General features: G+C 59.8%; 22 protein-coding genes and 1 tRNA gene. 15 read left to right on the top strand and 8 right to left on the bottom strand.

The features are described 5' to 3' along the window. Positions 1–13 precede the first annotated feature (13 nt). Complete coding sequence (locus tag ACP0KA_RS22540; RefSeq protein WP_424630942.1) at positions 14–1,750, top strand: methyl-accepting chemotaxis protein; 1,737 nt, start codon at positions 14–16, stop codon at positions 1,748–1,750. Between the two features lie 59 nt (positions 1,751–1,809). Here ACP0KA_RS22540 and ACP0KA_RS22545 read toward each other — a convergent pair whose 3' ends face one another. Further along, positions 1,810–2,469: a peroxiredoxin gene (locus ACP0KA_RS22545; protein WP_424630943.1), complete on the bottom strand. Its 660-nt coding sequence runs from the start codon at positions 2,467–2,469 to the stop codon at positions 1,810–1,812. 381 nt (positions 2,470–2,850) lie between these two features. Between ACP0KA_RS22545 and ACP0KA_RS22550 the strand changes: the two genes are divergently transcribed. Next, entirely contained in the window at positions 2,851–3,441 is a 591-nt protein-coding gene (locus ACP0KA_RS22550; RefSeq protein ID WP_424630944.1) for a hypothetical protein, read from the top strand. Positions 3,442–3,538: 97 nt separating this feature from the next. Here the strand turns inward: ACP0KA_RS22550 and ACP0KA_RS22555 are convergent, their stop codons facing one another. Beyond that, positions 3,539–5,392 carry a nucleotide pyrophosphatase/phosphodiesterase family protein gene (locus tag ACP0KA_RS22555; RefSeq protein WP_424630945.1) on the bottom strand — a complete coding sequence of 618 codons (1,854 nt, stop codon included), beginning with the start codon at positions 5,390–5,392 and terminating at the stop codon, positions 3,539–3,541. A gap of 177 nt (positions 5,393–5,569) precedes the next feature. Between ACP0KA_RS22555 and ACP0KA_RS22560 the strand changes: the two genes are divergently transcribed. From ACP0KA_RS22560 to ACP0KA_RS22570, 3 genes are read left to right on the top strand one after another with little or no spacing between them, the layout of a single operon-like run. Continuing rightward, positions 5,570–7,585, top strand: a complete 2,016-nt coding sequence (locus ACP0KA_RS22560; protein WP_424630946.1) for an acetyl-CoA carboxylase biotin carboxylase subunit — start codon at positions 5,570–5,572, stop codon at positions 7,583–7,585. A gap of 10 nt (positions 7,586–7,595) precedes the next feature. Beyond that, on the top strand, positions 7,596–8,462 hold the full coding sequence (locus ACP0KA_RS22565; RefSeq protein ID WP_424631689.1) for an isocitrate lyase/PEP mutase family protein: 867 nt from the start codon (positions 7,596–7,598) through the stop codon (positions 8,460–8,462). Between the two features lie 14 nt (positions 8,463–8,476). Further along, a complete protein-coding gene (locus ACP0KA_RS22570; RefSeq protein WP_424630947.1) occupies positions 8,477–8,776 on the top strand; it encodes an acylphosphatase in 300 nt (99 codons plus the stop codon). Positions 8,777–8,792: 16 nt separating this feature from the next. Here the strand turns inward: ACP0KA_RS22570 and lipB are convergent, their stop codons facing one another. After that, positions 8,793–9,527 (bottom strand): lipoyl(octanoyl) transferase LipB, encoded by a 735-nt coding sequence (gene lipB, locus ACP0KA_RS22575; protein ID WP_424630948.1) that lies wholly within the window; start codon positions 9,525–9,527, stop codon positions 8,793–8,795. Between the two features lie 38 nt (positions 9,528–9,565). Here lipB and ACP0KA_RS22580 point away from each other — a divergent pair, with 38 nt between their 5' ends. Then, entirely contained in the window at positions 9,566–9,829 is a 264-nt protein-coding gene (locus ACP0KA_RS22580; protein ID WP_424631690.1) for a FliM/FliN family flagellar motor switch protein, read from the top strand. A 109-nt stretch (positions 9,830–9,938) separates the two neighbouring features. Further along, a tRNA-Leu gene (locus ACP0KA_RS22585) sits at positions 9,939–10,023 on the top strand. Positions 10,024–10,152: 129 nt separating this feature from the next. On the opposite strand, the gene ACP0KA_RS22590 is transcribed toward ACP0KA_RS22585, so the two are convergent. Then, positions 10,153–10,566: a YybH family protein gene (locus ACP0KA_RS22590; protein ID WP_424630949.1), complete on the bottom strand. Its 414-nt coding sequence runs from the start codon at positions 10,564–10,566 to the stop codon at positions 10,153–10,155. Between the two features lie 232 nt (positions 10,567–10,798). On the opposite strand from ACP0KA_RS22590, the gene ACP0KA_RS22595 reads away from it, so the two are divergent. The 3 genes from ACP0KA_RS22595 to ACP0KA_RS22605 all read left to right on the top strand — a co-directional run bounded on the left by ACP0KA_RS22595 (position 10,799) and on the right by ACP0KA_RS22605 (position 15,286). Beyond that, on the top strand, positions 10,799–13,009 hold the full coding sequence (locus ACP0KA_RS22595) for a DUF3141 domain-containing protein (RefSeq protein ID WP_424630950.1): 2,211 nt from the start codon (positions 10,799–10,801) through the stop codon (positions 13,007–13,009). A 100-nt stretch (positions 13,010–13,109) separates the two neighbouring features. Further along, positions 13,110–14,069, top strand: a complete 960-nt coding sequence (locus ACP0KA_RS22600) for a phosphate acetyltransferase (protein WP_424630951.1) — start codon at positions 13,110–13,112, stop codon at positions 14,067–14,069. A 5-nt stretch (positions 14,070–14,074) separates the two neighbouring features. Further along, entirely contained in the window at positions 14,075–15,286 is a 1,212-nt protein-coding gene (locus ACP0KA_RS22605) for an acetate/propionate family kinase (RefSeq protein ID WP_424630952.1), read from the top strand. A gap of 59 nt (positions 15,287–15,345) precedes the next feature. On the opposite strand, the gene ACP0KA_RS22610 is transcribed toward ACP0KA_RS22605, so the two are convergent. The 3 genes from ACP0KA_RS22610 to ACP0KA_RS22620 form a co-directional block, all read right to left on the bottom strand. Continuing rightward, positions 15,346–16,011, bottom strand: a complete 666-nt coding sequence (locus tag ACP0KA_RS22610) for a helix-turn-helix domain-containing protein (protein WP_424630953.1) — start codon at positions 16,009–16,011, stop codon at positions 15,346–15,348. Between the two features lie 237 nt (positions 16,012–16,248). After that, positions 16,249–16,860, bottom strand: a complete 612-nt coding sequence (locus ACP0KA_RS22615) for an invasion associated locus B family protein (RefSeq protein ID WP_424630954.1) — start codon at positions 16,858–16,860, stop codon at positions 16,249–16,251. A gap of 18 nt (positions 16,861–16,878) precedes the next feature. Beyond that, positions 16,879–17,715, bottom strand: coding sequence for an alpha/beta hydrolase family protein (locus ACP0KA_RS22620; RefSeq protein ID WP_424630955.1), 837 nt, complete (start codon positions 17,713–17,715; stop codon positions 16,879–16,881). Between the two features lie 275 nt (positions 17,716–17,990). Here ACP0KA_RS22620 and pflB point away from each other — a divergent pair, with 275 nt between their 5' ends. From pflB to fabI, 5 genes are all read left to right on the top strand, one after another. Then, positions 17,991–20,261: a formate C-acetyltransferase gene (gene pflB, locus ACP0KA_RS22625; protein WP_424630956.1), complete on the top strand. Its 2,271-nt coding sequence runs from the start codon at positions 17,991–17,993 to the stop codon at positions 20,259–20,261. 12 nt (positions 20,262–20,273) lie between these two features. After that, a complete protein-coding gene (gene pflA, locus ACP0KA_RS22630) occupies positions 20,274–21,101 on the top strand; it encodes a pyruvate formate-lyase-activating protein (RefSeq protein WP_424630957.1) in 828 nt (275 codons plus the stop codon). A gap of 29 nt (positions 21,102–21,130) precedes the next feature. Further along, entirely contained in the window at positions 21,131–22,735 is a 1,605-nt protein-coding gene (locus ACP0KA_RS22635) for an aspartate:alanine exchanger family transporter (RefSeq protein ID WP_424630958.1), read from the top strand. Between the two features lies 1 nt (position 22,736). Continuing rightward, positions 22,737–23,672, top strand: a complete 936-nt coding sequence (locus ACP0KA_RS22640; RefSeq protein ID WP_424630959.1) for a formate/nitrite transporter family protein — start codon at positions 22,737–22,739, stop codon at positions 23,670–23,672. A gap of 324 nt (positions 23,673–23,996) precedes the next feature. Further along, entirely contained in the window at positions 23,997–24,779 is a 783-nt protein-coding gene (gene fabI, locus ACP0KA_RS22645) for an enoyl-ACP reductase FabI (protein ID WP_424631691.1), read from the top strand. Between the two features lie 76 nt (positions 24,780–24,855). Here the strand turns inward: fabI and ACP0KA_RS22650 are convergent, their stop codons facing one another. Beyond that, positions 24,856–25,818, bottom strand: a complete 963-nt coding sequence (locus ACP0KA_RS22650; RefSeq protein WP_424630960.1) for an AraC family transcriptional regulator — start codon at positions 25,816–25,818, stop codon at positions 24,856–24,858. Between the last annotated feature and the right edge of the window lie 30 nt (positions 25,819–25,848).

Genomic DNA, 25,848 nt, shown 5'->3' on the forward strand with positions numbered 1-25,848 from the left:
GGGACCTCTCACCATGGCATTCGGTTGGAATAAGGGTTCGCCTTCATTTTTCCGATTTAAGCTCGGCCCCAAGGCTGTGATTTCCGCCGCGTTTTTAATCGCAACCACCACCGCCATGGTGATTGGCGCAGCGTATTGGTCGCTGAGCAGTGAATTCGATGCCCGCGCCAGAGCTGACCTTGAAGTCGATCTGCGTACCCTCGCGCTGACATTTGCGGAAGTGTATGGCGATGCGAAGGTCACCATCAAGGATGGCAATGTCGATCGGGTCGAAATTCCCGCGATGCCCGATTTCAAGGACCACAAGACGGTGGATCGCGCGACAAGCTATGTCGGCGGAACCGCCACGATCTTCGTCTATGATGACGCCACGAACCAGTTCGTCCGGCGCACCACGAATGTGAAAAAGGAAAACGGTGATCGCGCCGTCGGCACCCACCTTGCAACGGATCATCCAGGACAATCGGTGGTGCGCTCAGGCGTAGCGTACAAAGGGCCGGCGGTTTTGTTCGGCAGTCGCTTCATCACCGCATATCAGCCGGTGTTCAACACCACCGGAAAGGTCATCGGCATTCTTTATGTCGGGTTTGCAACGGCGCCGCTGGACTCGATGCTGACCCATGCCATGGAGATGATGACGATCGCAGCGGTGCTGGGCGCGTTGTTGGTGCTGCTGCTGACGATGGTGCTGGTCAAACTCGTGACGCGCCCGTTGCGCTCGGTGACCAATTCGTTGACCTCGCTGGCGGAGGGCAATCCGCACATCGAGATCGGCCATACGGAGCGCTACGATGAGATCGGCGAAATCGCGCGGACGCTCGGCGTGTTCAAGAACAACTCCCTGGAGCGCCGCCGGCTGGAAGCGGAGCGCAAGGCCGCCGAACAGCAGGCCGTCGAACAACGCAAGGCGGAACTGCGGACATTCGTCGATGACTTCCAGGCCAATGTGGGCGGGATCATCGATAATGTCCTGAATTCATCCGGGCAATTTGAAACCGCCGCGAAGCACTTGACGGAAACCGCGCGGACGACGGCGCATCTGTCCAAAGACTCTGCCGTCTCGTCTGAAAAGGCCTCGGAGCACGTGCGTAACGCGGCAGCAGCCTCGGAGGAGCTGTCGAGCTCCATCAACGAGATCAGCCGGCAGGTGCAGGAATCCAACGGTATTGCCGCGAACGCCGTGCAGCAGGCGGCACAGACCGATCAGCGTATGGCTGCGCTGTCGGAGGCTGGAGAGCGCATCGGCGACGTCGTGAAGCTGATTACGACCATCGCAGAGCAGACCAACCTCCTTGCCCTCAACGCCACCATCGAAGCCGCGCGGGCGGGCGACGCAGGACGGGGATTTGCCGTGGTGGCGCAAGAGGTCAAGAATCTTGCCGGGCAGACGGCGAAGGCGACGGATGAAATCAGCAGCCACATCGTCAACATGCAGTCGGCGACGCAAGAGTCCGTTTCGGCCATCCGGGCCATCGGACAGACCATCGGGCGCATCAGCAGCATCGCCACATCCATTGCGGCTGCGGTGGAGAAGCAGGGCGCGGCCACCCAGGAGATCGCGCGCAGCGTGCAGGCGGCGGCCAAGGTGACGACGGACGTTGCGGCCAATGTCGGCAACGTGGCGCGCGGCGCAAACGACACCGGGCAGACGTCGGATGAGATCTTCAAGTCGGCGAAGGTGCTGAGCGACGACAGCCTGCACCTCAAGGCCGAGGTCGGCCGCTTCCTCGATGGTGTGAGGGCGGCCTAAGGCTGCTGGAAATAAAAAAGGGACGCGATGCGCGTCCCTTTTTGTTGTGGTGAAGCCGCTTACTTCGGCTGCGGAACGATCCGGATGTAAGGCTTCGGCGACTTCCAGCCGCCGGGATAGATCGTTTTGGCTTCGTCGTCGGAAACGGAGCCCGCGATGATGACGTCTTCGCCTTGCTTCCAGTCCGCCGGTGTGGACACACGATGCTTGGACGTCAGTTGCAGCGAGTCGATGACGCGCAGGATTTCATCGAAGTTGCGTCCCGTGGTCATTGGGTAGACCAGTACCAGCTTGATCTTCTTGTCGGGGCCGATGATGAAGACGTTGCGCACGGTGGCATTGTCGTTGGGTGTGCGGGAGTTCGCATCGCCCGAAGCGTCGGCGGGCAGCATGTTGTAGAGCTTGGCGACCTTGAGATCGGTGTCGCCGATCATCGGATAGTTCGGTGCGAAGCCCTGGGTCTCCTTGATGTCCTCGGACCACTTCGAGTGCTTGTCGACGGGGTCTACGCTCAATCCCATCAGCTTGACGCCGCGCTTGTCGAATTCGGGTTTCAGGCGGGCAAGCACACCGAGCTCTGTGGTGCAGACGGGGGTGAAATCCTTCGGATGCGAGAACAGCAGCGCCCAGCTGTCGCCGATCCAGTCATGAAAGCGGATGCGTCCCTCGGTGGTGTCTGCTTCGAAGTCGGGGGCGACCGCGCCGATTTGGAGTGTCATAGTCCTGCCTCACTGGTTTACGGGGACGGAATAATTTTTGCCAAAAAGATATAGCGAGCGGATGCCTCGAGCGGAACAGGGGGGCGAAAAGGACAAGATTTTTTTCTGCCCGGAAGGTCCTGCGAAATCCTGTTCTGCGTCTGGCTCCTTCTCGAAAAGTTGTGTCTGCAGCCTTTTCCTTCACGTTTCCGGGATGCCCCGAATTTGACGTGGAGGCGCCTAACCGCCGCCGAGTCCCGCTGCCAATTCCATCGAACCTCGCAGACGTCGGCGGCGACTAATCTGCAACGGTTAACGATGAATGTGACTCAAACTGACGTCGTTAAGGCTTCGTTCACGTCCGCATGGAAATGGTGCGGTACACAGCAAGAGAAAAGTAACATGTCTGCCCCTTCAAGTTCCAGAACCAATCTCTCCGATCTGATTCGTGACATCGAAACGTCCGCCAGCGCGGACCGCGATCTTGCGGCCCGAGCGCTTGGTATTGTCCGTGATGGCGTCATCACGGGAGAGGGACCTACCACTGAAGGCCGCGTTCACTTCTCGCGTGCCATTGATGCCGTCGACGTCGCATGGTGCATGCGCATCCTGAACGCAATGGCCGTCGCCGACCTGCCGGTCAGCCGGGCGGAGGCTGAGACCCTGTTCCAGATCAATGAAGCGGCCTCCGAGCGCAACGACGACGGCCGTTTCGACGACTTGTTCGCGAAGGCGATCGTGCATCATGCCGCTTCGGCGTCCGGTTTGCCCGTGCCGCCGCGTTCGGTCGCCCTGTCACCCGATACCGCCATTGAGAGCTGGGCGCCCACGCAGGCGATCGGCGTCAATATCGAAGTGCTGGAATGGATCGCGGCGCAGATGCGCGGCAAGCGCCGCAGCAACCGCAAGCTGATGGCGCTGGTCGCAACCCTGATCGGTGCCGCAACGCTGCCGTTGATTGCGCTGCCAAACGTCTTCGACCTCGGAATGTAATTCCTAAAATCAAAAAGCCTCGGTTCTGAGACATCAGAACCGAGGCTTTTATTTTCACGCGTTTTCTCCGCTCGAAAACGCTCTCAACCGGCAGGCGTTACTTCGCGCCTGCCGTTTTCTTGTTCGCTTCGAGGCCGACCGTCCGTCCCGGGAAGCCCGCCACATCGAAGTAGCGCTGCTCCAGGACGCGCTGGAACTGCAGCACCGTGCGCAGGCCATTGGCATCCGGCTTCGAGGTGAGGGTGCCGGTATAGGCCTTCGGCGTCGCACCGTTCGGCATCGCTTCGCTCATCACACGGCCGATCAGTTTGCCGTTGGCCTTGCGGCTGATGCCGATCAGCTTGGCGGCCGTCATGCCGACGTCGGCGTTGCTCACCGGCAAAGTATCGACGTAACCGGCTTTGAAGTCCGGTCCCATCGCCGCCATGAAGTTCATGGTGTCGCCGCGGCTGAAGCTGCCATGCATACCCTGACCCTGACGAAGCACCGTGTCGGCGATTTCAACCGAGCACAACACCGGCTCGTCGCAGCCGACCGCGTAGGAGCGGAAGTTGACGACGATGGACGGGTGCGGCGTGACCGAGCGGCCGTTCAGGTTGAGGGCCGACATCGGCAGCGCACCGGGGAAGCGGCCCAGGTTATCGTCAACGAAGATGCCGCTGACGTAATCCTGCTCGAGCAGCGCCTTGACGGTACGGCCCGCCAGCTTGCGGTCGTTGCTTGGAATATAGATCAGGTCGGAGCCGCCGTTGGTGGCGACCACCAGCTCCGGCTTCGTCGGATCCTTTCCGAGAACGCCGTTGCCGGCCTTCGGATAGGCGTTGTCGCCGACGCGTGCGTTCTTGTCGTTCGGGTCGAACAGCGGCAGATCGAGCGCCTTCGCGAGGTCGAGCGCAAGGAAGCCGAGCGGCAGGAAGCCTTCCGGCGTGTCGGGATAGGTTCCCTTCACGGTCGGGCTAGTCTTGCTCTCCTTCGAGATCGTCGAGAAACCGTGGTCGGCGGAGACGATGATGTTGGTCGAAGCCGAGAGCCCGAGATCGTCGAGCGTCTTGCGCAACTGCGCGAGGTTGTTGTCGGCGTTCTTGATGGCGGCCAGCGAAGCCGGTCCGTTGATGCCGGGTGTCAGCTTGTTCAGGCTGTCGCCCTGGTTGTGCTGGGTGCCGTCGGGATCGCGTGACCAGAACACCAGCACGAACGGCTTGTTGCGCGCCTTGAACATCGGCAGCACGACATTGCTGGCGACGTCGGCGAAGTAGGCCTGTTGGTCGATATTGGCGACCACCGTGCCCGGTGTCTTCATGTTGCCGGACTTGCCGTTGTCGCCGCGCCCGGGGGCCTTGAGGGGCAGGTTGGCCGCGTTCAGCGCCGCCTTCATCTCGTCGGACAGCGGGATACCGATCAGATTGCCATCTTTCCCCACCGCGCCGGTCTGATCGTCGACGGTGATGGTCTTGGTGCCGGTGCGCTCGGTATGGTCGAACAGCAACGTCGGGCCGAGCTTGCCCACGGCAGCGGTGCTGTAACCAGCCTGGCGCGCGGCCTTCAGTAGGGTCTCTTCGTCGAGATAGTCGCCGCCGAACTGTTCGTCGACATCGCGGAGAACCTGGTCATGCTCGAGGAAGGGCACCACGCTGCCGTTCTGGGCGGCGGCCGGATGGCCGGTATAGATCGAGTTGCTGAAGGTGCCGGTGTCGCCGAGATAGTGACCGGTCGACATGCCGGAGGCGTTGGCCATCGTGAACGTCGGAAACAGGGAGTGTGAATTCTTGAAGTTTACGCCCTTATCTCGGATTTCGGCCATGGACGGCGCGGTTTCCGGCGTGACTTTGAGGGCGCGCAGACCGTCTGGAACGAACAGAATCAGGTTGCGAGGCTGGTTGTTTTGGGCGAAAGCCATTGAAGACGATAACGCCAGAAAAGCTAGGGAAACGACCGGGATGGTGCGGCGCATAAGGGACTCGCTTTTGAAAGATGGGCTAACAAGCAGTGCAGCTATGCCGAACGGTATGTTGGTGTAGTTTTTGTCTGCGACAGAATTGTTACAACCCGCCGTGCATGGCAAATTGCTCCTGCCAGCTCTGACAAGCCCGGCGCCCGCCCTCGACATAAACAGATCAAGAAATAACGCATGTTCAAAAAGATCCTGATCGCAAACCGCGGCGAAATTGCCTGCCGTGTCATCAAGACCGCGCGTCGCATGGGCATCAAGACGGTCGCCGTGTACTCGGAAGCGGACCGCGATGCGCTTCATGTCGAGATGGCGGACGAAGCGGTGTTCATCGGGCCGCCGCAGGCTGCCGAAAGCTATCTGGTGATCGAGAAGATCGTCGAGGCCTGCCGCCAGACCGGCGCGGAAGCGGTTCATCCGGGCTACGGATTTCTCTCGGAGCGTGAGGCTTTCCCGCGGGCGCTGGCCGCGGCTGGCATCGTCTTCATCGGCCCGAACCCCGGTGCCATCGCGGCGATGGGCGACAAGATCGAGTCCAAGAAGGCGGCTGCCAAGGCGAACGTTTCCACAGTGCCCGGCCACCTCGGCGTGATCGAGGACGATGGCCATGCCGTGAAGATTGCCGATGAGATCGGCTATCCGGTGATGATCAAGGCGTCCGCAGGCGGCGGCGGCAAGGGCATGCGTATCGCGCATTCGAAGGCTGAGGTCGCGGAAGGCTTCAACCTCGCCAAGGCCGAGGCCAAGTCGTCGTTCGGCGACGATCGCGTCTTCATCGAGAAGTTCATCGTCGATCCGCGCCATATCGAAATTCAGGTGCTTGGCGACAAGCACGGCAACGTCATCTATCTCGGCGAACGCGAATGCTCGATCCAGCGCCGCAACCAAAAGGTGATCGAAGAGGCGCCGTCGCCGCTGCTCGACGAGGCCACCCGCCGCAAGATGGGTGAGCAGGCGGTCGCGCTGGCGAAGGCTGTGAACTACGATTCCGCCGGCACGGTCGAATTCGTCGCCGGCCAGGACAAGAGTTTCTACTTCCTCGAGATGAATACGCGTCTGCAGGTCGAACATCCGGTGACCGAGCTCATCACCGGCATCGACCTTGTTGAGCAAATGATCCGCGTCGCGGCCGGCGAAAAACTGACCATCGCGCAGAAGGATGTGACGCTGACTGGCTGGGCGGTAGAATCCCGCGTGTATGCCGAAGACCCGTTCCGCAACTTCCTGCCGTCGATCGGGCGTCTTGTGAAATACCGGCCGCCGGCCGAGACCAAGACCAACGACATTACGCTGCGTAATGACACAGGCGTCCAAGAAGGCGGTGAGATCTCGATCTATTACGATCCGATGATCGCCAAGCTGGTGACGCATGGTCCGTCGCGCGCAGCAGCCATCGAGGCGCAGTCGCACGCGCTCGACGCGTTCTATGTCGACGGCATCCGCCACAACATTCCGTTCCTCTCGGCGCTGATGAACCATCCGCGCTGGCGCGCGGGCAATCTCTCCACGGGCTTCATCGCCGAAGAATTCCCGAAGGGTTTTGGTCCGCGTACGCCGGAAGGCGATGTGGCGCTTCGCATCGCTGCGGTGGGCGCCGCGGTCGATCACATTTTGGGCGAGCGCAAGCGGCAGATCTCCGGCCAGATGCAAGGCCGCGCCGTATCACGTGAACGCCGCCGCGCGGTCTGGCTCGATCGCAGCGAGCTCACGCTCGAAGTCGGGCGCGAGGGCGAGGGCATTGCCGTCCGCTTCCTGGGCACGGATGGAGAACTGGGCCAGCCCGTCGAGCTGATCTCAAACTGGACGCCGGGCGACGTGGTCTGGCAGGGCACGGTCGGTGGTCATCCAATAGCCGTGCAGGTGCGGCCGATGCCGAACGGCTTCCGCCTCGCATACCAGGGTTATGAAGTGCCGGTGCAGGTCTACACCGAAACCGAAGCGATGGCCGCGCGCCTGATGCCGGTGGGATCGCAGGCGGATAGCGGCAAGAAGGTGCTGTGCCCGATGCCGGGTCTCGTGGTGTCGATTGCCGTCACCGAAGGGCAGGAGGTGAAGGCGGGTGAAACGCTCGCCGTTATCGAGGCGATGAAAATGCAGAACGTGTTGCGGGCTGAGCGCGACGGCACCGTGAAGAAGATCCACGCGGCGGCCGGCGCGACGCTGGCGGTCGATGCACTGATCCTCGAATTCGCGTGAGGCCCTAATGATGGTGCCGAAGCAAAAGCGTGACGCGTTTCGGGCCATCCTCAAAGGCGAGAACGTCATTCGCCCGGGTTCGGTCTATGATCCGATCTCGGCGCGGATTGCCGAAGACCTCGGCTTCGAACTCGGGCTTCTCGGCGGATCGGCGGCGTCGCTGACGATCCTGGGCGATCCCGATCTGCTGCTCATCACACTCTCTGAACTCGCCGAGCAGGCGCGGCGGATTTGCCGCGCGGGCAACATCCCCGTGCTGGTCGATGCGGACCATGGCTATGGCAATGCGCTGAATGTTCGCCGCACCGTGCAGGAACTCGAGGCGGCCGGCGTCGCTGGATTGACCATCGAGGACACGCTGCTGCCGCAGGCCTACGGACAGGCGAAACCGCAGTTGATTTCCCTAGAAGAGGGCGTCGGCAAGATGAAGGCAGCGCTCGGCGGCCGTCTTGATTCATCTCTCGTGATTGTCGGCCGCACGGGAGCGGCCTCGATCACCAACATCGATGATGCCGTCGCACGCGCCAAAGCTTACGAGGCCGCCGGCGTCGATGCGTTATTCTTCACCGGGGTGAAGACCCGCGCCGAGCTGAACGCAATCGCGTCAGCTACGACGCTGCCCATTATTCTTGGCACCTTCGATGGCGAATTGTCGGACACCGTGTTTCTCGGCATTCATCGTGTCCGCGTCGCCAACCAGGGACACGCGCCGATCGCCGCCGCGACGCAAGCGGTGTACGAGACCTTGAAGGCACTGCGCGAAGGCGTGTCGCCCAAGGAACTGAAAGGGCTGCCGTCCACTGAGCTGACCCATCGCGTGATGCGTGAGGCCGATGTCAAAGCGCGCAGCGCGGAGGTTCTGGGACTTAAGCGTTAATCGAGAAACCGACCATGAGCGACATCGTCCGTCATATCTTCGTTCGCGGCCGGGTCCAGGGCGTCGGGTACCGGGCATGGATTGAAGGCGAGGCGAGTGCACGCAACCTCGAAGGCTGGGTGCGCAACCGCAAGGATGGATCGGTAGAGGCCGTCTTCGCCGGTCCGCTCGACACGGTGGAAGCCATGATCGCGAAATGCCACTATGGGCCTAGCACGGCCCGCGTGGATGCCATCGACGACAAGATCGATGGCCGTGATGCTCTGCATGCGCGGCATCCGGGCGAACGGTTCTCGGTGTTGTCGACGATTTGACGGCAAATCGTATGTCTCAAGTCACAGCTTCGCGCAGGTCTGCATCCGCCGAGCCGAAGATCTCATCGAACGCTTGCCGAAGCGCGACGTCGACATCCTCCATCGTCACGGGCAGACCGAGATCGACCAGGCTGGTCACGCCATAGCGCGGGTCCTCGACGCCGCACGGCACGATGCCCGTGAAGTGGGTGAGGTTGGGGTCGACATTGATCGCAAGGCCGTGCAGGGAGACCCAGCGCTTGAGGCGCACGCCGATCGCCCCGATCTTGTCCTCGTGGGCCGGTCCCTTTTCCGGCCGCGCCACCCAGACGCCGACCCGGTCCTCGCGCCGTTCGCCCCTGACATTGAAGGCGGCAAGGGTCCGGATCATGAGTTGCTCGAGGCTCGCCACGTAGGCCCGTACGTCCGGCTGCCGGCGCTTCAAATCGAGCATCAGGTAGACCACCCGCTGGCCGGGGCCGTGATAGGTGAACTGGCCGCCGCGCCCTGTGGAAAACACCGGGAATCGGGCGTCCAGCAGATCGCCGGCCTTGGCGCTGGTGCCAGAGGTATAAAGGGGAGGATGCTCCAGCAGCCAGACCAGCTCGGGCTCATTCCCGGCGGCGATGGCGGCGGCGCGCGATTCCATGGTCTCGAGCGCCTCCGGGTAAGGAACCGGCGAATTTGAGATCCGCCATTCGACGGGAGGGCCGGAACGGGCGGAAAAGGGTGTCAAAACAAGGCTTTCACGCCGGTAGGACGTATTAACCATTGGGTAACCATAAGTATGATGATCTGCCGTCATCATTCATGTGCGGATTCAGGATCAAAGTGGCAACCCTCGATAACGTCTCGGTCGATTTGATGGTGGTTCTCGGAACCACGACCATGCCCGTTCACCAGGTTATGCGGCTCAGCCGCGGCGCGATCATCGAACTCGACGCCACGGAGCAGGACGAGGTCAAGGTCCACGCCAACAACCTGCCGGTCGCCAGCGGCGTGGTTGTGGTCAATCGCAACCGTATCGCGGTGGAAGTCAAGCAGATGCTCCCGCGGACGCCTGATCAAAGATAGTTCGTAAGGCCTGTGACAAGGTCTCTCGGAGGCCTTGTCCCCCCATCTTCGATTTGTTACATGGGCGCACCAAGACGTGGCCCGGTACGAATCCGGAGCCGGTTTTCCAGCGCTCGTGGCGGAATTGGTAGACGCGCTGCCTTGAGGTGGCAGTGAGTAAAATCGTGGGGGTTCGAGTCCCTCCGAGCGCACCAAACTAAATTTCCTCAGAAAAATTGATCGGTTGAACCCGGCCCCTCACGCATCGGCGGAGCGGGGCAGGCCGGCGCGGGGGCTCCCTCGTACACTCAGGGTTTGCATTGGCCTGTCTTGCGTTACTTAGACTAGTCGTTCGCAGGTATGGAGTGGTGCTCGTGCGCGATGCGCCAGTCGCCGTCGACCTTGCGCAGGCCCACGGTCAGACGAAATTGAAAACCCTCTTTGTCCGCTGGATTGCTGGACGAGTCGGGACCGCAGCGCATGATCGCAACGGCGAACGCGACGTCCTGGCCTGCGGTCACGGAGAGCTCTTGGATGTCGAAGGCTGTTCCGGGCTGATGATAGCGGAAAAGCAGGTTCCAGGTCCGTTCGTACGCTTCGATCCCCCTGCATTGCAGAGGTGGCGGCAAGTCGAACATGACCATGTCCGGCTCATGATGAGCGAGAATGGCGGGAACATCGTGCCGGCGGACCGCGTCCGCCCAGGTTTCGAGAAGGGCCTTGATCCGGGTCTCTTCAATGTTGGCGTGTTCAGACATGGTCTAGGCTCCTTGTGCTCTTAGAGAGGCCCGAATCCGACGTGGGAGTGGTCGTGCGACTTGGGACGTGGGAGCGAAGACGGCGGCGCGGCGGACGCGAATATTGAAACTGTAGGTGGCGGAAACGTCCAGCATTCTCGCGATTTCAACCTCCTGCGCGCGACGCTTGAGCTAAATCAAGCCTCTCGATCCTCCAACCGCCAGATTAGCGTGGAGGCGAGGATCACAGCAGATGTCCGATCGATCGGAAGTCTCCCGCGAAAAGAATCCAGGAATCTTCGCGTCCGCCATCGAATACCTCGTGGACTGCGGACAGCGCAGCGTCCTGTTTCTCGACGTGATGCGCAAGCGTGGCGTGCAGTATCGAGAGCATCTCGCGGAAACGGCGCCTCACGTTCTTGATTACTCCATTGAACTGGTTGCGGATGGAAGGAAGTTTCCGCGGCCAGTGAATTATGCGCTTGTTCGCATAGCGCCGCCGGCCAATGTGGAATTAGACCCGAAGCGCCGACCCTTTGTCGTTGTGGATCCTCGCGCCGGCCATGGTCCAGGCATCGGAGGATTCAAGGCTGACAGTGAAATCGGCGTGGCGATGAAAGCAGGCCATCCTTGCTACTTCATCGGCTTCTTGCCGGAGCCTATACCCGGGCAAACCATCGAAGATATTGCCCGAGCCGAGGGGGAATTTCTCAAGCAAGTGATCGCGCTGCATCCGGATGCCGAGGGAAAGCCTTGTGTCATCGGCAACTGCCAGGCCGGCTGGGCAGTGATGATGCTTGCGTCAATCCAACCAGATCTGTTCGGACCGATTATTGTCGCCGGCTCGCCGCTGTCCTACTGGGCAGGCGTGCGCGGCCAGAACCCGATGCGCTACCTCGGTGGGCTGTTAGGAGGAAGCTGGCTCACGGCGCTTTACAGCGATCTTGGTGGCGGAAAATTCGACGGCGCATGGCTGGTGCAGAACTTCGAAAGTATGAACCCATCGAACACGCTATGGACGAAACAGTACAATGTTTACGCGAACGTCGACACCGAAGCAGAGCGGTATCTCGAGTTCGAGCGCTGGTGGGGTGGCCATGTCAACCTCAATGCAGCGGAAATTCAATTTATCGTCGATGAGCTTTTCGTCGGCAATAAACTCGCTGCCGGTCGTATCAAGACGTCCGACGGTAAGGTTGTGGATCTGCGGAATATCCGGTCGCCGATCGTGGTGTTCTGCTCCAAGGGTGACAACATCACTCCGCCTCAACAGGCATTGGGTTGGATCCTCGATCTTTATGAAGACGTCGATGAAATAAGGTCGTACGGACAGACCATCGTCTACACGGTACATGAGACAGTAGGGCACCTCGGTATCTTCGTGTCGGGAGGTGTCGCTCGGAAAGAACACAGCGAGTTCTCGAGCAACATCGACCTGATCGATGTGCTTCCTCCCGGCCTCTACGAAGCGACCTTCGAGGCGAAATCCGATCAAACAGCGAATGCCGATTTCGCGTCCGGGCAATGGGTCATGCGCTGCGAGCGGCGGACCCTCGATGACATCCGCGCCATGGGAGAGAACTCGCCGGAGGACACGCGTCGCTTCGTAACGGCAGCCCGTGTATCCGAAATAAACCTGGCGGCCTATCGAAGTTTCGTTCAGCCCTGGGTGAAGGCGATGATGGCCCCCCAATACGCCGAATTCCTGCGCAATCTGCATCCCTTGCGCCTGCAGTACGATCTGTTTGGTGACGATAATCCGGCAACGAGAACCGTCGCCGAAGCTGCGGACAATATTCGGGACCATCGCAAGCCGGCAGCAAGGAACAATCCCTTCCTCGCTCTGCAAGAAAGCTATTCAAAAAGCGTTGTCAGCGCGCTGGACGCCTGGCGCGATCTGCGGGATGCCACCAGCGAGTCGCTCTTTCTCGCGATCTACGGATCGCCCGCGCTTCAGGCGGCGGTCGGCGTAGATCCTAATTCGGCACCTGCTTCCCGTCCCAAGATGACGGAAGAGCATCGCAGGGCGCTCGATACGCGCATCAAAGAGCTGAAATCGAAGATCGAGCACGGCGGGCTACGCGACTGCATGATCCGCGGATTGCTCTATGTCGGTATGGCGCGAGGCATGGTTGATGAGCGCAGCCTGGAAGCCTTGCGCCGGGTCCGGCTGAACGATCGCAGCTCAAGACTCTCTTTACCGCAATTCAAGACGTTGGTGCGGGAGCAATTCTTCATGCTTCTGCTTGAGCCGGACGCCAGCTTGAATGCTATCCCGAAGTTATTGCCGAAGAGCGTCGAGGATCGGCGTCACGGTTTCGCAGTCATTCGCGACGTGCTGTCGGCAAGTGCCGAAATATCCGGTGAATCGGCCAGGCGCCTTCGCAAGATCGCGCAATTGTTTGGTGTCGACGAGAAGGGCGAGGGAGGCGTGCCCGCCGGCAGGAAGGCCAAAGCGTCCTAGTGTTTTCGGGTTCGGAAGTTCGCAGCAAGGATTCGCAGGAAGGATCGGGCGAACTTTCGAACCACCACACTGGCCTGATCATTTCGATTGGAGGCGAATAATGAGCGTAGTGTCAGGTGAGAGCCGGCCCCATACCAAGTACGATCGCTTGATTGCCGCGGCGAAAGCCATTCCGGCTACAACAACTGTTGTTGTGCACCCCTGCGACGAAAGTTCGCTGAGAGGCGTCGCCGACGCTGCCGCCGCCGGAATCATCACGCCGATCCTGGTGGGACCTGTCGCGAAGATCTCCAGCACTGCCGCCGCGCACAATATCGATATCAGCGGCTATGAGCTGGTCGATGCGCCGCACAGCGAGGCTGCTGCCGCAAAAGCGGTCGAATTGATCCACGCCGCGAAGGGCGAAATGTTGATGAAGGGAAGCCTTCACACCGATGAACTGATGCGCAGCGTGACCGCGAAGACGGGGCTGCGTACGGATCGGCGAATTAGCCACGTATTCGTGATGGACGTGCCGGCCTACACAGAAACTGTGTTCGTCACGGACGCCGCCATCAACATCGCTCCAGATCTCGATTGCAAACGCGATATCATTCAGAATGCGATCGATCTCTACAACCAGGCTGGGTTCGGTACATCGCCGCGGGTCGCCATTCTTTCGGCCGTCGAGACGGTGACGTCGAAAATTCCGTCGACCATCGAAGCTGCCGCACTTTGCAAGATGGCGGATCGCGGACAGATCACCGGTGGGCTCCTCGATGGGCCGCTCGCCTTTGACAACGCGGTCGATAAGGAGGCCGCAAGGATCAAGGGGATCAAGTCCGAAGTTGCGGGCCGCGCGCAAATCCTGGTGGTGCCTGATCTCGAAGCCGGCAACATGCTGGCAAAGAATCTTTCCTACTTTGCGCACGCGGATGGAGCGGGAATTGTCCTCGGTGCGCGGGTTCCCATTGTGCTGACGTCACGCGCGGACACGGCGAGGTCGAGAATGGCGTCTTGCGCCGTTGCGACCCTTTATGCCGATGGTCGCCGGCGTCGGGCAGCAACTGTCGCCGCGTGACTCCCATGGATACGATTTTGGTGGTCAACGCAGGTTCGTCGAGCGTGAAGTTTCAAATCTTCGCGGTGGATTCCGATGGCAATCCGCGCCGGCAGATCAAAGGACAGATGGATGGAATTGGGAGCCGTCCCCGCCTGCGCGCGACCAATGCGAAGGGTGAGGTTGTCGCCGAGCGGGTCTATCCCACCGAGAATGTTCGGGACGTGTCGGCTGCGTTGGCAATCGCTGGCGATTGGGTGCGTGACGAGCTACGCGTTGCCCCCATTGCGGTTGGCCACCGTGTGGTTCATGGCGGGCCAGCCTACGATAGGCCGACTTTGGTTGATCCCGGGGTTGTCAATCGGTTGGAGGAGCTGATCTCGCTCGCGCCGTTGCACCAGCCGTACAATTTGGCACCTATCCGTTCATTGCTTGCAAAGTTTCCGGACCTGCCTCAAGTCGCGTGCTTTGATACGGCATTTCATCGCAATCATCCAAAGGTCGCAGACTATTTTGCGATTCCTCAGCAATTGTCCGACGAGGGCGTGCGCCGCTATGGATTTCACGGCCTCTCTTATGAATATATCGCCAGCGTCCTTCCCGAGCGTGCGCCTGAGATTGCGATGGGGCGCGTGGTTGTTGCTCACCTCGGCAGCGGCGCTTCCATGTGCGCTCTTTCGGGAGGACGCAGTGTCGAATCCACGATGGGATTCACGGCCCTCGACGGGTTGCCGATGGGAACGCGTCCGGGCCAGCTGGATCCCGGCGTCGTTTTGTATCTTCTGACAACGAAGGGAATGTCGCCGTCGGAGGTGCAGAATTTTCTCTATAAAGACTGCGGATTGAAGGGCCTTTCCGGCGTCAGCAACGATATGCGCGAACTGCTCAACAGCAGCGAGCCTGGCGCCAAGTTCGCGATCGATTACTTTGTTTATCGCGCAGCGCTCAGTGCCGGGCTTCTGACGGCCGCCATGGAAGGCATCGACGCCTTCGTATTTACGGCCGGTATCGGTGAGAATTCGTCCGCCATCCGGATGCGGATTGCCGAGAAATTGGGTTGGCTCGGCATCGATCTCGATTCGGCGGAAAACGCTAAACACGCCGTCAAGATTTCAGGCTCGGGGAGGACGCCCGTTTACGTCATACCAACGGACGAGGAGTTGATGATCGCCAAGCACACGCTGTCGATATTGCAGAACACCAGCCAACCCGTTGTTGTGCAGACGAGGGCGTCGTGAACGCGTTCGCGCGCGCCCGCCAACGGACGGTTCCGTGCCACTCGGATTTTGCGAGCTAGCTAAAGGTCGAGTTCTGCGAGTTGCCCTCTGTTGAGCAATACAATCTGTCGTTGGTTTTGACCGATGAATCCGAGGACCTTCTTGTCATTAAGGTAGGAAAGCACGCGGGAGACGGTTTCCAAAGTCAGTCCAAGGTAGTCCGCGATATCGCGGCGGCACATGGGAAGCGCCATGATCCCCGCCGCGGTGAGGCGACGGTCCATTTCAAGGAGGAACGCGGCGACGCGCTCAAGGGACGTCTTCCGCCCCAGCAGCAACATATGGTCCTCGGCGTGCTGGAGGTTCGTCGTCGTCATATTGAGAAGACTGTGCGCGACGATGAGATCTTCTTGTGCGACATGTTCAAGGCTGACTCGCTTGACGAGTCTAACCGTGGTGTCGACGATGGCTTCCGCCGTGAAGCGATGAACATCGTCGTTCTCAAGGCCAAATATATCGCCCGCAAGATGAAAGGCACCGATTTGGCGCCGTCCGTCGGAAAGCAGCTTGTAACTCCGGACGGCCCCATCGATGACTTGGTAGACATAATCTGCAGGCTCTGCTTCGCCGTAAATCTCAGTGCCTTTGCTGTACTTAAACTCGCTTGGCGTAATTTTTGTTTCGGAGGGGCTAAAGCCGAGAATAGGCTGGCTCTTGGTGGTGGTGGTGTGGAGGTCGGCAAACATGGATCGACTCCCTGTTTGAACGCATGACTCTCATCTGCCGGTCGGGAGATGATGACCCACTTTTCCCGATATTCATCTATAATGGAGGCTGATCTTGCGGCTATTGGCCCAAGAGCCATTGTCCAAATGGCCATTATCCAAAAGGATTAGCCTGTTGCTTGTCTGGCGCTTGACGGTGCGAGCGAGAAGCTTGCTCAGCTCATGAGATTGCTCAAGCCATCTCTTTTAAGAATGAGATCATTCGTCGATCGCCTGTTCGAAGATCTTTGTCGGCGCATTGCGCCGGGTGGTCGCGAAATCTTTCAGTGAAATCTCCGTGGTGACCGAAATTATGCTTGTATCGACGATGCGCAGCAGGAGGGTTTGTCCTGTTTCCATTTCCTTCACAAGCGAGGCGTCAGCCACGTCCGCCGCGATGCACCCATTGGTCAAGCACCAGACAAATGGAAGCTGATAGGCGGGGCCTTTGTCGACAGTCAGACTCGCCGGCGACTTTAGATATATGCCAACGGGTAGAAAGAGCTGAAGGCGAGCGGTGTTTTCACCATCGCGCTCAACAAGATCGACGCGGACCGCTGTTTGGCCTGTTTCGAATGTACCGCTGATGGTTGTCCGGCATACCGCGTTCGTTCCGGCGGGCTTAAAGCAGAATTTTTGCCAGGTACCATATTTGATATCCCGGGCGATGCGCTGCCCGCGAGGTGCGAACTCCCCGGAACCGGGCGCTCGAACATCGGGGGCAGGCGATGATTGGCTGCTCGCGGAATGCGGCTGCACGACAACTGATGCGACAGCGAACGAGAACGATAGGGCGAGAGACACCTCCTTTCGCCAGAGAGATAGGGCCATCGTTGTCATCCTTTCCGGCTATCGATGACGATCGAGGAACTGACTTACAAGCGGCTCCCAAAGCGGAATAGCGTCGCGTGACCCGATCAAAAAGTGGCCTTCATCACCAAATGGAGGAAGCATTTGGTATTCGGCCAATCCTCCGGCGCCGGTGTAAGCATCGTGCATGCGTTTTGTGAGCGCCGGACCAAAGAATGTATCGTTCTCGGAGTAGATCCACAGGGACGGAATTCGTGCGGTCCGGCCGAATTCGCCGGTGGCTTCGACCAGCTTATCGGGCGCGCAGTTGTTGTTCGGCTTGCCATCGACCCGCCCGCCGCGCCCCGCAGCGAAGGTGATGATTGCCCGGATCTCTGGTGGATTTCTGCTCGAAAGAGCAATGGCCGCCCATCCGCCGGCAGATTGGCCTACGACGATGACATTCCTGGGCTCCGTCATCTTTTGAGCGGTCATGTAATCGATGATCCAGGTGTCGACCAAAGCGACGGCAAGTCCGGCATCGCGGAAGTTGGGATTTTGGCAGTTTCCTATCCTTGAAAAGAAGGGGCTGTATACGCCGCGCTCGGGAATATCGTGTGCGGTAGCGCCGTAAGCTGAACCCACAGGTGCGACGACCAGATGACCGCGGCGGGCGAACCACATCGCCGCGTCCCTGAACTCCACCAGCGGAAAGAAGGCGCGCTCCCTGGCTTGAAGGGCGACGCCGTGATTCATGATGACCAGCGGAAAGGGACCCTCTCCGACGGGCCGAACCACATAAGCGAACATCGGTAAGGGAAGGGGCAGTGCCCAGATTTCCTCCTGAATTTGCGTCGGAGTGGCCCGGTCGTCATCGGGATAGGCCGGCAGCGTCATGACTGATGTCACGAACAGCAAGGTGATCCCGATGGCGGTGGTAAAGCGTATGCGCATTTTGCGCCTCCGCTGACGGTCGCGTCAGAGTCGAAGGTAGCGACGTCCTTGATTGGAGTCGCACAGCGCGCAAATTCACTCTGACGTTGTGTTTGCTGCCTTGAGTTAAATCAAGGGTCGAACCACCCACAGTCCAATAATGAGGCGGCAGAGTTGCCTGCTGCGAGGCTGCCGTAGCGCGCGTCGGTCATTGGTCATCTGTCGCTGGGAGAACGGTCATGAGGGCAAGCACGGCTTTGAGGAAGGAAGCGGAAACCGGCGATTGCTGGAGCGGCTTCCGACCAGGGGACTGGCAAAATTCAATCAATGTGCGTGACTTCATCATCCGAAACGTAACTCCCTATAGCGGGAATGAAGATTTTCTGGTCGGGCCATCGCAGCGCACCAAGGCTGTTTGGGACAAGCTGCAGCCGTATTTCGCGGAGGAAAGAAAGAAGGGCGTCCTCGCGGTTGATGCTCAATCGCCCTCTACAATGCTGGCGCATAAGCCCGGCTATATCGATCGTGAGAACGAGATCATTGTCGGTCTTCAGACCGATCAGCCCTTCAAGCGCGCGATTTTCCCGTTTGGCGGACTGCGCATGGTCGAGGCCGGATTGAAGGCCGCGGGCTTCGAGCCGGATCCGGCTGTGCATGAAACCTTTACGAAGTATCGCAAGTGCCACAACGATGGTGTCTTCGATGCCTATACGCCCGAAATCATGAGTTGCCGGCGGTCCGGTATCATCACGGGGCTTCCCGACGCCTATGGTCGCGGCCGTATCATCGGCGATTACCGTCGCGTGGCGCTCTATGGTGTCGATCGGTTGCTTGAGGAGAAGCGGGCGGAGAGGGCGCAGATCGACGATATGTGGCCGACCGACGACATCATCCGGCAGCGCGAAGAATTGTCGGAACAGATGCGGGCGCTCGAAGATCTTGCCGCGATGGCGCAACTTTACGGTCTCGACATCTCGAAGCCGGCTGAGAACGCGCAGCAAGCCTTTCAATGGACCTACCTGGCGTATCTGGGTGCCATCAAGGAGGCAAACGGCGCGGCCATGTCCATCGGCCGCATCTCGAGTTTCCTGGATATCTATATCGAGCGCGACATGAAGGCCGGAATCCTCGATGAGGCCGGCGCACAGGAGCTGTGGGATCAGCTCGTGCAGAAGCTTCGAATTGTCAGGTTCCTCCGCACGCCGGAGTACGACGCGCTGTTCAGCGGCGATCCGTACTGGGCCACCGAATGCGTCGGCGGCATGGATCTCGACGGTCGCGCTCTGGTGACGAAGAGCAGCTATCGCATGCTGCATACGCTCTACAATCTCGGTCCTGCGCCGGAGCCGAACATCACCGTGCTCTGGTCCACTCATATGCCGGAGCCGTTCAAACGGTATTGCGTGAAGGTCAGCAAGGATACGTCATCGTTGCAGTACGAAAATGACGATCTGATGCGGCCGTTCTGGGGTGACGATTACGGAATTGCCTGCTGTGTCTCCGCGATGCGGCTCGGAAAGCAGATGCAGTTCTTCGGCGCGCGCGTCAATCTCGCCAAGGCGCTTCTGTATGCCATCAATGGCGGGCGTGACGAAGTGAGCGGTGATCAGGTCGCTCCGCGCACATCGCCGGTCACGGGTGATTTTCTCGACTACGATGACGTGATGTCGAAGTTCGACACCACGATGGAGTGGCTGGCGCGAACCTACGTGCATGCGATGAACTGCATCCATTACATGCATGACAAGTATTTCTATGAACGCCTGGAGATGGCGCTTCACGATCGCGACATCCTGCGGACGATGGCATTCGGAATTGCGGGATTGTCCGTGGTCGCCGACAGTCTGGCCGCCATGAAATACGGGAAAATTCGCGTCACGCGTGATGCGACGGGATTGATCGTCGACTATCAGAACGAAGGCAACAAGGCGACGCCGCAGTTCGGCAACAATGACGACCGTGTTGATCGGATCGCGTCGGATATCGTCACGAGCTTCATGGAGAAGATTCGGAAACATCCGACTTATCGCAACGCGACCCACACCCAGAGTGTGCTCACGATTACGTCGAACGTTGTCTACGGCAAGGCGACGGGAAATACGCCCGATGGTCGACGGAAGGGCGAGCCGTTCGGGCCGGGAGCGAACCCGATGCACGGCCGCGACAGTCATGGCTGGCTCGCGTCCTGCCTGTCCGTTGCGAAGCTTCCTTACAAGGATGCCCAGGACGGCATCAGCTACACCGTCTCGGTGGCCCCGCAGAAAGCACACATGTCTGAAGGGCAACTTCTTGATGAGGCGGTCAAGGCATTCGACGTCTATTTCGATCGCGGCGGATTCCACATGAACCTGAACGTGATCGACAAGGAGACACTCGAGGATGCGATGAAGAATCCCGACAAATATCCGCAACTCACCATCCGGGTTTCGGGGTATGCCGTGAACTTCGTTCGCCTCACGCCGGAACAACAAAGGGATGTGATCAGCCGCACTTTCCACGGCCAAATTTAGCCTGGTGCTGCAATGTCGACTGTGCAGGCGCTTGAGCCCGGAAGTCGTTACGACCTCCGGGCAGGCATTTCGCCCGACGCCCCCGACGAGGGGGACGTGAGGGATGAAGAGGGGGCATTCGGCTATTGCCATTCCTATGAGACGTCGTCTCGCTACGATGGGCCGGGGCTGCGCGTGGTCTTGTTCGTGTCGGGATGTCTCTTGCGCTGCACGTATTGCCACAACCCGGATACCTGGCACCTCAAAGACGGCACCTATGTCTCTGCCAGCCACGTGCTCCGTCGTCTTGGTGACTTCGCCCCGGCGCTTCACGGTCTTGGTGGAGGGCTGACGATATCGGGCGGCGAGCCGATGGTGCAGCTCGCCTTCACGCGGCGGATCTTCGCGGGCGCCAAGGACATGGGGCTGCACACGGCGATTGAGACGTCGGGATTCCTCGGTGACCGGGCGGACGAGTCGTACCTGTCCGTGATCGATCTGGTTCTGCTCGATATCAAAAGCTCGGATCCCGCAACTTACCGCAGAGTCACCGGCCGGGATTTGGCGCCTACACTGCGCTTCGCGGAGCGGCTGGCCTCGCTTTCCAAACCAGTCTGGGTCCGATTCACGCTCGTTCCGGGAGAAACCGACGATCCGGCGAATGTCGAAGGCATCGCTCGGTTCGTGGCCCCGATGAAGAATGTCGAGTGGGTGGAAGTGCAACCGTTCCACCAGATGGGGGCCTTCAAGTGGAAGTCCTTGGGGCTCGACTACAAGCTGCTTAACAGGCCGTCTGCCGGCAAGGATTTGGTGGAGCGTGTCATTGGACAGTTTCAGGCTGCGGGGTGTCGCGTGCGCTGAAGGAGAGATCAGACGTCGGGGAGGAAGACATGTTGGACCTTGCTCGCGAGATTATCGGCAGCCAGCCGATACTGACGGCATTTCTGGCAATCGGACTTGGATATCTCGTTGGTCAGATCAGTATCGGCGGCTTCTCTCTCGGTGTTGGCGCTGTTCTCTTCGTCGGGCTGGCACTCGGGGCTTTCGCGCCGAAAGCTCAAATTACGGGCCCGATCGGTTTGACTGGGCTGGTCATGTTTCTCTACGGGATCGGCATCCTCTATGGCCGTCAGTTCTTCGAGGGCATGGTGGGGGCAGGGCAGAAATATAATCTCCTCGCGCTGGTGGCGTGTGTGGCAGGCCTGTTCGTCGCGCTTGGTTTGGGCCACGTCTTCGGCATCAAAATCGGCCATACGCTCGGCATCTATGCCGGATCGATGACGAGCACAGCCACGCTGCAAGCGGGACTGGACGTCATGAAGAACAAGGATCCATCGATCGGTTACTCGGTCGCGTATCCCTTCGGCGTCATCGGCCCGATCCTCTGCATCTATTTCATGACACGCATGGTGAAACCGAAATTCCCGCCCAAGGCGCAGCGCTTTCACATGGGAGAAATTTTGATCGGGGAAAGCTTCGCGGGCCACCGGCTCGGCGACCTGACGAAGGACGAACTGCAGGGTTTGCAGGTGACCATGATCCGAAAGGACAACCACAATTACGTGCCGACGCCGGATACCATCCTTTCTCCCGGCGATGCGGTGCTGGTGGTGGGTGACCGCCAGGATGCGATTGCAGCCGCGGCCGCGCGGCTCGGAAAACTGGAGCCCGGCCGCTTGGCCAGCGACAGAACCGATCTCGATTATATCCGCGTCTTCGTCGGCAAAGCTGGTGCCGTCGGCATCCCGCTGTCGCGCCTCCAAATGCCCGCGGGCTATCCCACACATATCCTGCACGTCCGCCGTTATGATGCCGACCTGATCCCGACCGATGATCTTATGCTGGAATTCGGTGACCGGGTCGGCGTGCTAACGCCTCCCGATAAAAAGGAGGAAATCCGCAAGCACTTTGGTGACAGTGTCAAAGCGACAGCGGAATTCAGCTACGTTTCGTTGGGACTAGGGATGGTGCTTGGCATTCTACTCGGCCTCATTCCAATCCCGATCCCTGGTGTCGGCACCGTGGCGCTTGGAATCGGCGGCGGCCCGCTGATCGTGGCTCTCATCCTTGGCAAGTTACGGCGCACCGGACCGTTGCTGTGGACCATGCCGTTGCCGGCCAACATCGTGTTGCGAAACTTCGGGCTTGCGATGTTCCTGGCGACCGTCGGTGTCAACGCCGGGCAGCCGTTCGTCCGGACCGTCACGGAAACCGGACTGACCATGCTGTTCATCGGTGTCGCCGTGTTGCTGACGACGGTTCTCATCGTCTTGCTCGTCGGTCACTACGTGATGAAAATTCCCTACGATGACCTTGTGGGTGTCGCGTCCGGGGCGACAGGAAACCCTGCCATTCTGGTCTACTCCACCAAGATGGCGCCGACCGAACGTCCCGACATCGGCTACGCCATGATCTTCCCGTCGATGACCATTGTGAAGGTTGTGGCGGTGCAGATTATCGGTCTCTTGGCGATCGGTGGGAATGCGGGGCAATGACGTGAGAGACGCCCCCTTACATCGTATTGAACCTTTGCCGCCGCCGCAGGTTGTCACCTTTGAGGCGGTGATGCCTGCGGCGATGGCTCTGCGCGCTGAAGAGAGCGGAATCAAACGCGCCGAACTCGATCCGCTGGTTGCCTTCGTCCTGAGCGTTCTGGCTGGTGCATTCGTTGCGTTCGGAGCCATTTTTGCCACCACCGTATTGGCAGGCACAATAACGACCTTCGCTCCCAGTGGCGCTTTAGAATCGACGGGGCTCTTGCCTTACGGAGTCACGCGGTTGCTCAGCGGTCTGGCGTTCTGCGTTGGCATCCTTGCTGTGATCATCGCCGGTGCAGAGCTCTTCACCGGCAACAATCTCCTCGTCATGGCCTGGGCGAGCCACAAGGTGTCGACACGGGCGCTCCTCTACAACTGGATTCTCGTTTTTGTTGGAAACTTTGCCGGCGCGTTCTTCATGGCGTGTCTGATGTTTCTGACCACGCAGTACACGTTCGGCGGCGGCGCGGTTGGGTTGGCCGCGTTGAACACGGCGAATGCGAAGTCGGCGCTGTCTTTCGTCCCGGCATTCACGCTCGGGATTCTCTGTAATGCCCTCGTGTGTCTTGCGGTCTGGATGTGCTTCAGCGCTCGGACCAATATCGATCGGGTGGTGACGGCGCTGCCACCGGTGACGGCATTCGCCGCCGCCGGATTCGAGCACTCCATTGCGAACATTTATTTCCTTCCGATGGGCTTGTTCATCAAAGCCGGCGCTCCGGAATCTTTTTGGAAATCCATCAACAGGACGCCGGCGGATTTTCCAGACCTGACCTGGGCTAACTTCGTCGGCAATCTTATTCCCGTGACACTCGGAAACATCGTCGGCGGCTCGGTCATGGTCGCAGCGGCTTACTGGTTTGTCTACCTGCGTCACCGTTCAACCGGGGAGTAACGGTGGCGCCGGCGCTGATCGAGGGATGGCCAAAGCAATGGAGTGATCGTCATGCCGTCAAACTCGGCAACTTGGGAAACAAACAAGGACTTGCCCGTCGGCAAGGGAGCCACTGTGCAGCAATTCTTTGCCGATGTCGGAAAGGATCGTCTCGAGATCAACGTTGCTCCTTGGGGCGAGGGACAGTTGACAGTGAACGGCCGGGAAATCGCGCGGACCGCTGAGGCGAAGGATCGTCGCGAGGCGTTCTCGAGTTTGAAGCAGGCTGCCGAGCAATATTTACGAGGCGAGCCGATCGGTCTGTCACTGAATGGAAAGCGCCGGCTGATCCCGGCGGTGAAGGCGAAACTCCTCGAAGGCAAGAAGGGACTGGTCGTCGGTATCGCCAACGACCAGTCGATCGCATGGGGATGTGCCGCCGCATTTCGTGCTTTAGGAGCAGACCTGGCCGTCACCTATCTCAACGACAAAGCAAAGAAGCACGTCGAACCACTGGCGCGTGAGCTCGACGCCAAAATCGTGATGCCGCTCGATGCGCAGGTGCCGGGGCAGATGGAGGCCGTGTTCGAGCGCATCGCGAAGGATTGGGGAAGGCTGGATTTTGTCGTCCATTCGATTGCCTTCGCACCCAAGGAGGCTTTGCATGGCCGCGTGGTTGACGTGTCTTTGGAGGGATTTCTGACCACCATGCAGGTGTCGTGCTGGACATTCCTGCAGATGGCGAAGCTGGCGGAGCCTTTGATGAAAAAGGGCGGCACGCTCTTCACCATGACGTATTACGGAAGTCAGACGGTGGTGAAGAACTACAACATTATGGGGGTGGCAAAGGCCGCTCTTGAGAGCGCCGTGCGGTATGTCTCGGCCGAGCTTGGACCAAAAGGAATCCGTGTCCATGCGATATCCCCGGGGCCGCTCGCGACGCGGGCCGCGTCCGGCATTCCGGAGTTTGATAAGCTACTTGAAAAAGCCAAGGCCAAAGCGCCTGCACGAAGTCTCGTGAAGATCGAGGACGTCGGAGCCGCCACCGCCTTCCTGGCGCATGACGCGGCGCGGCTTATTACGGGCGATACGATCTACATCGACGGCGGCTATCACGTCGTAGACTAATTTGGAGAATGAATCGCACTCCTTCAAGTCATCTTTGTAAGCCGGCATGCCGCGACCGACGGGCCGGGAACGGCGCCTACAACATAGTCGTGTTCGATCTCACCCCGGAACTCTCTAGGTCGGACGTTCGCGACGCATTTCGATAGGCCTTGGGTGAATTGCCGGTCACACGCTTGAAGGCGGTGCTGAAGGCGCTTTCCGATAAATAACCAAGCGATTGGGCGATCTTCGCCACGGTGGTGGATTCGTCCCGTAAGGCACGTTCGGCAAGGCGCATGCGCCATTCCGCCAAATAGGTCAGGGGCGCGACGCCCGCGACCGCTTTGAAGTGGGACGCCAACGTTGATCGGGACATGGCGCAGGCCTTGGCGAGTTCATCGAGATGCCAGGAGCGGCTGGGATCGCCATGCATCAAGCGGAGCGCGGGAGCGATGCGCGGGTCGGCAAGAGCCCGCAGCCATCCAGCGGGCATGACATCCGCTGTTTTGAGATGTGCACGCAAAATCTGAATGAACAGGAGTTGGGCGAGCTGCGCGGACGCAAGCTGCGCGCCGGGCTGCTCGGCAGATCGTTCCTCAACGAGTTGCTCAAGAAGCCATCGGAAAGCCACCGCCTGCGGTGAGCCCGCCGGGACGTGTATCCACGGCGGTAGAACATTCGCCAGCAGCCGTCCGCTCGCCGGATCAAGCAGGACGTGGCCGCCGATATGGGCAAAGTCTTCGCCATTACCGATCTGTGTCGTCGATCCGCCGGTGCCGGAAAAGAGCGCCATCGCGTCGACGGGGGGGACACTCGGGTCACTTGCCAAAATGAAAGACCGCTTGGCCGTCAGCAAGCCGACATCGCCGGCTTTGAAATGCAGCGGCTCGGCCTCGCCATCGATGCAGACCCAGCAGTTGCCCTTCACGACGGCAAAGAACTTGATCTTGTCGGGGGCCGGAAAGCGGATTGCCCAGAGGCCTCCTGCCGTGAAACCGCCGGTGACGAGCGATTCAGCATTCGTGAATTTGAGAATATCGGAGAAGGGGTCCACGCTCATTCCTGGACTATCGCGCAAGGAATATGGACT

It is taken from the genome of Bradyrhizobium sp. SYSU BS000235, from assembly GCF_049747295.1.
In the GTDB taxonomy this organism is placed as follows: Bacteria; Pseudomonadota; Alphaproteobacteria; order Rhizobiales; family Xanthobacteraceae; genus Afipia.

Bases quoted from the DNA above. Each gene is read 5' to 3' on its own strand.
- ACP0KA_RS22540 (WP_424630942.1), top strand. From the start codon at position 14: ATGGCATTCGGTTGGAATAAGGGTTCGCCTTCATTTTTCCGATTTAAG.
- ACP0KA_RS22545 (WP_424630943.1), bottom strand. From the start codon at position 2,469: ATGACACTCCAAATCGGCGCGGTCGCCCCCGACTTCGAAGCAGACACC.
- ACP0KA_RS22550 (WP_424630944.1), top strand. From the start codon at position 2,851: ATGTCTGCCCCTTCAAGTTCCAGAACCAATCTCTCCGATCTGATTCGT.
- ACP0KA_RS22555 (WP_424630945.1), bottom strand. From the start codon at position 5,392: ATGCGCCGCACCATCCCGGTCGTTTCCCTAGCTTTTCTGGCGTTATCG.
- ACP0KA_RS22560 (WP_424630946.1), top strand. From the start codon at position 5,570: ATGTTCAAAAAGATCCTGATCGCAAACCGCGGCGAAATTGCCTGCCGT.
- ACP0KA_RS22565 (WP_424631689.1), top strand. From the start codon at position 7,596: ATGGTGCCGAAGCAAAAGCGTGACGCGTTTCGGGCCATCCTCAAAGGC.
- ACP0KA_RS22570 (WP_424630947.1), top strand. From the start codon at position 8,477: ATGAGCGACATCGTCCGTCATATCTTCGTTCGCGGCCGGGTCCAGGGC.
- lipB (WP_424630948.1), bottom strand. From the start codon at position 9,527: ATGGTTAATACGTCCTACCGGCGTGAAAGCCTTGTTTTGACACCCTTT.
- ACP0KA_RS22580 (WP_424631690.1), top strand. From the start codon at position 9,566: ATGTGCGGATTCAGGATCAAAGTGGCAACCCTCGATAACGTCTCGGTC.
- ACP0KA_RS22590 (WP_424630949.1), bottom strand. From the start codon at position 10,566: ATGTCTGAACACGCCAACATTGAAGAGACCCGGATCAAGGCCCTTCTC.
- ACP0KA_RS22595 (WP_424630950.1), top strand. From the start codon at position 10,799: ATGTCCGATCGATCGGAAGTCTCCCGCGAAAAGAATCCAGGAATCTTC.
- ACP0KA_RS22600 (WP_424630951.1), top strand. From the start codon at position 13,110: ATGAGCGTAGTGTCAGGTGAGAGCCGGCCCCATACCAAGTACGATCGC.
- ACP0KA_RS22605 (WP_424630952.1), top strand. From the start codon at position 14,075: ATGGATACGATTTTGGTGGTCAACGCAGGTTCGTCGAGCGTGAAGTTT.
- ACP0KA_RS22610 (WP_424630953.1), bottom strand. From the start codon at position 16,011: ATGTTTGCCGACCTCCACACCACCACCACCAAGAGCCAGCCTATTCTC.
- ACP0KA_RS22615 (WP_424630954.1), bottom strand. From the start codon at position 16,860: ATGGCCCTATCTCTCTGGCGAAAGGAGGTGTCTCTCGCCCTATCGTTC.
- ACP0KA_RS22620 (WP_424630955.1), bottom strand. From the start codon at position 17,715: ATGACGCTGCCGGCCTATCCCGATGACGACCGGGCCACTCCGACGCAA.
- pflB (WP_424630956.1), top strand. From the start codon at position 17,991: ATGAGGGCAAGCACGGCTTTGAGGAAGGAAGCGGAAACCGGCGATTGC.
- pflA (WP_424630957.1), top strand. From the start codon at position 20,274: ATGTCGACTGTGCAGGCGCTTGAGCCCGGAAGTCGTTACGACCTCCGG.
- ACP0KA_RS22635 (WP_424630958.1), top strand. From the start codon at position 21,131: ATGTTGGACCTTGCTCGCGAGATTATCGGCAGCCAGCCGATACTGACG.
- ACP0KA_RS22650 (WP_424630960.1), bottom strand. From the start codon at position 25,818: ATGAGCGTGGACCCCTTCTCCGATATTCTCAAATTCACGAATGCTGAA.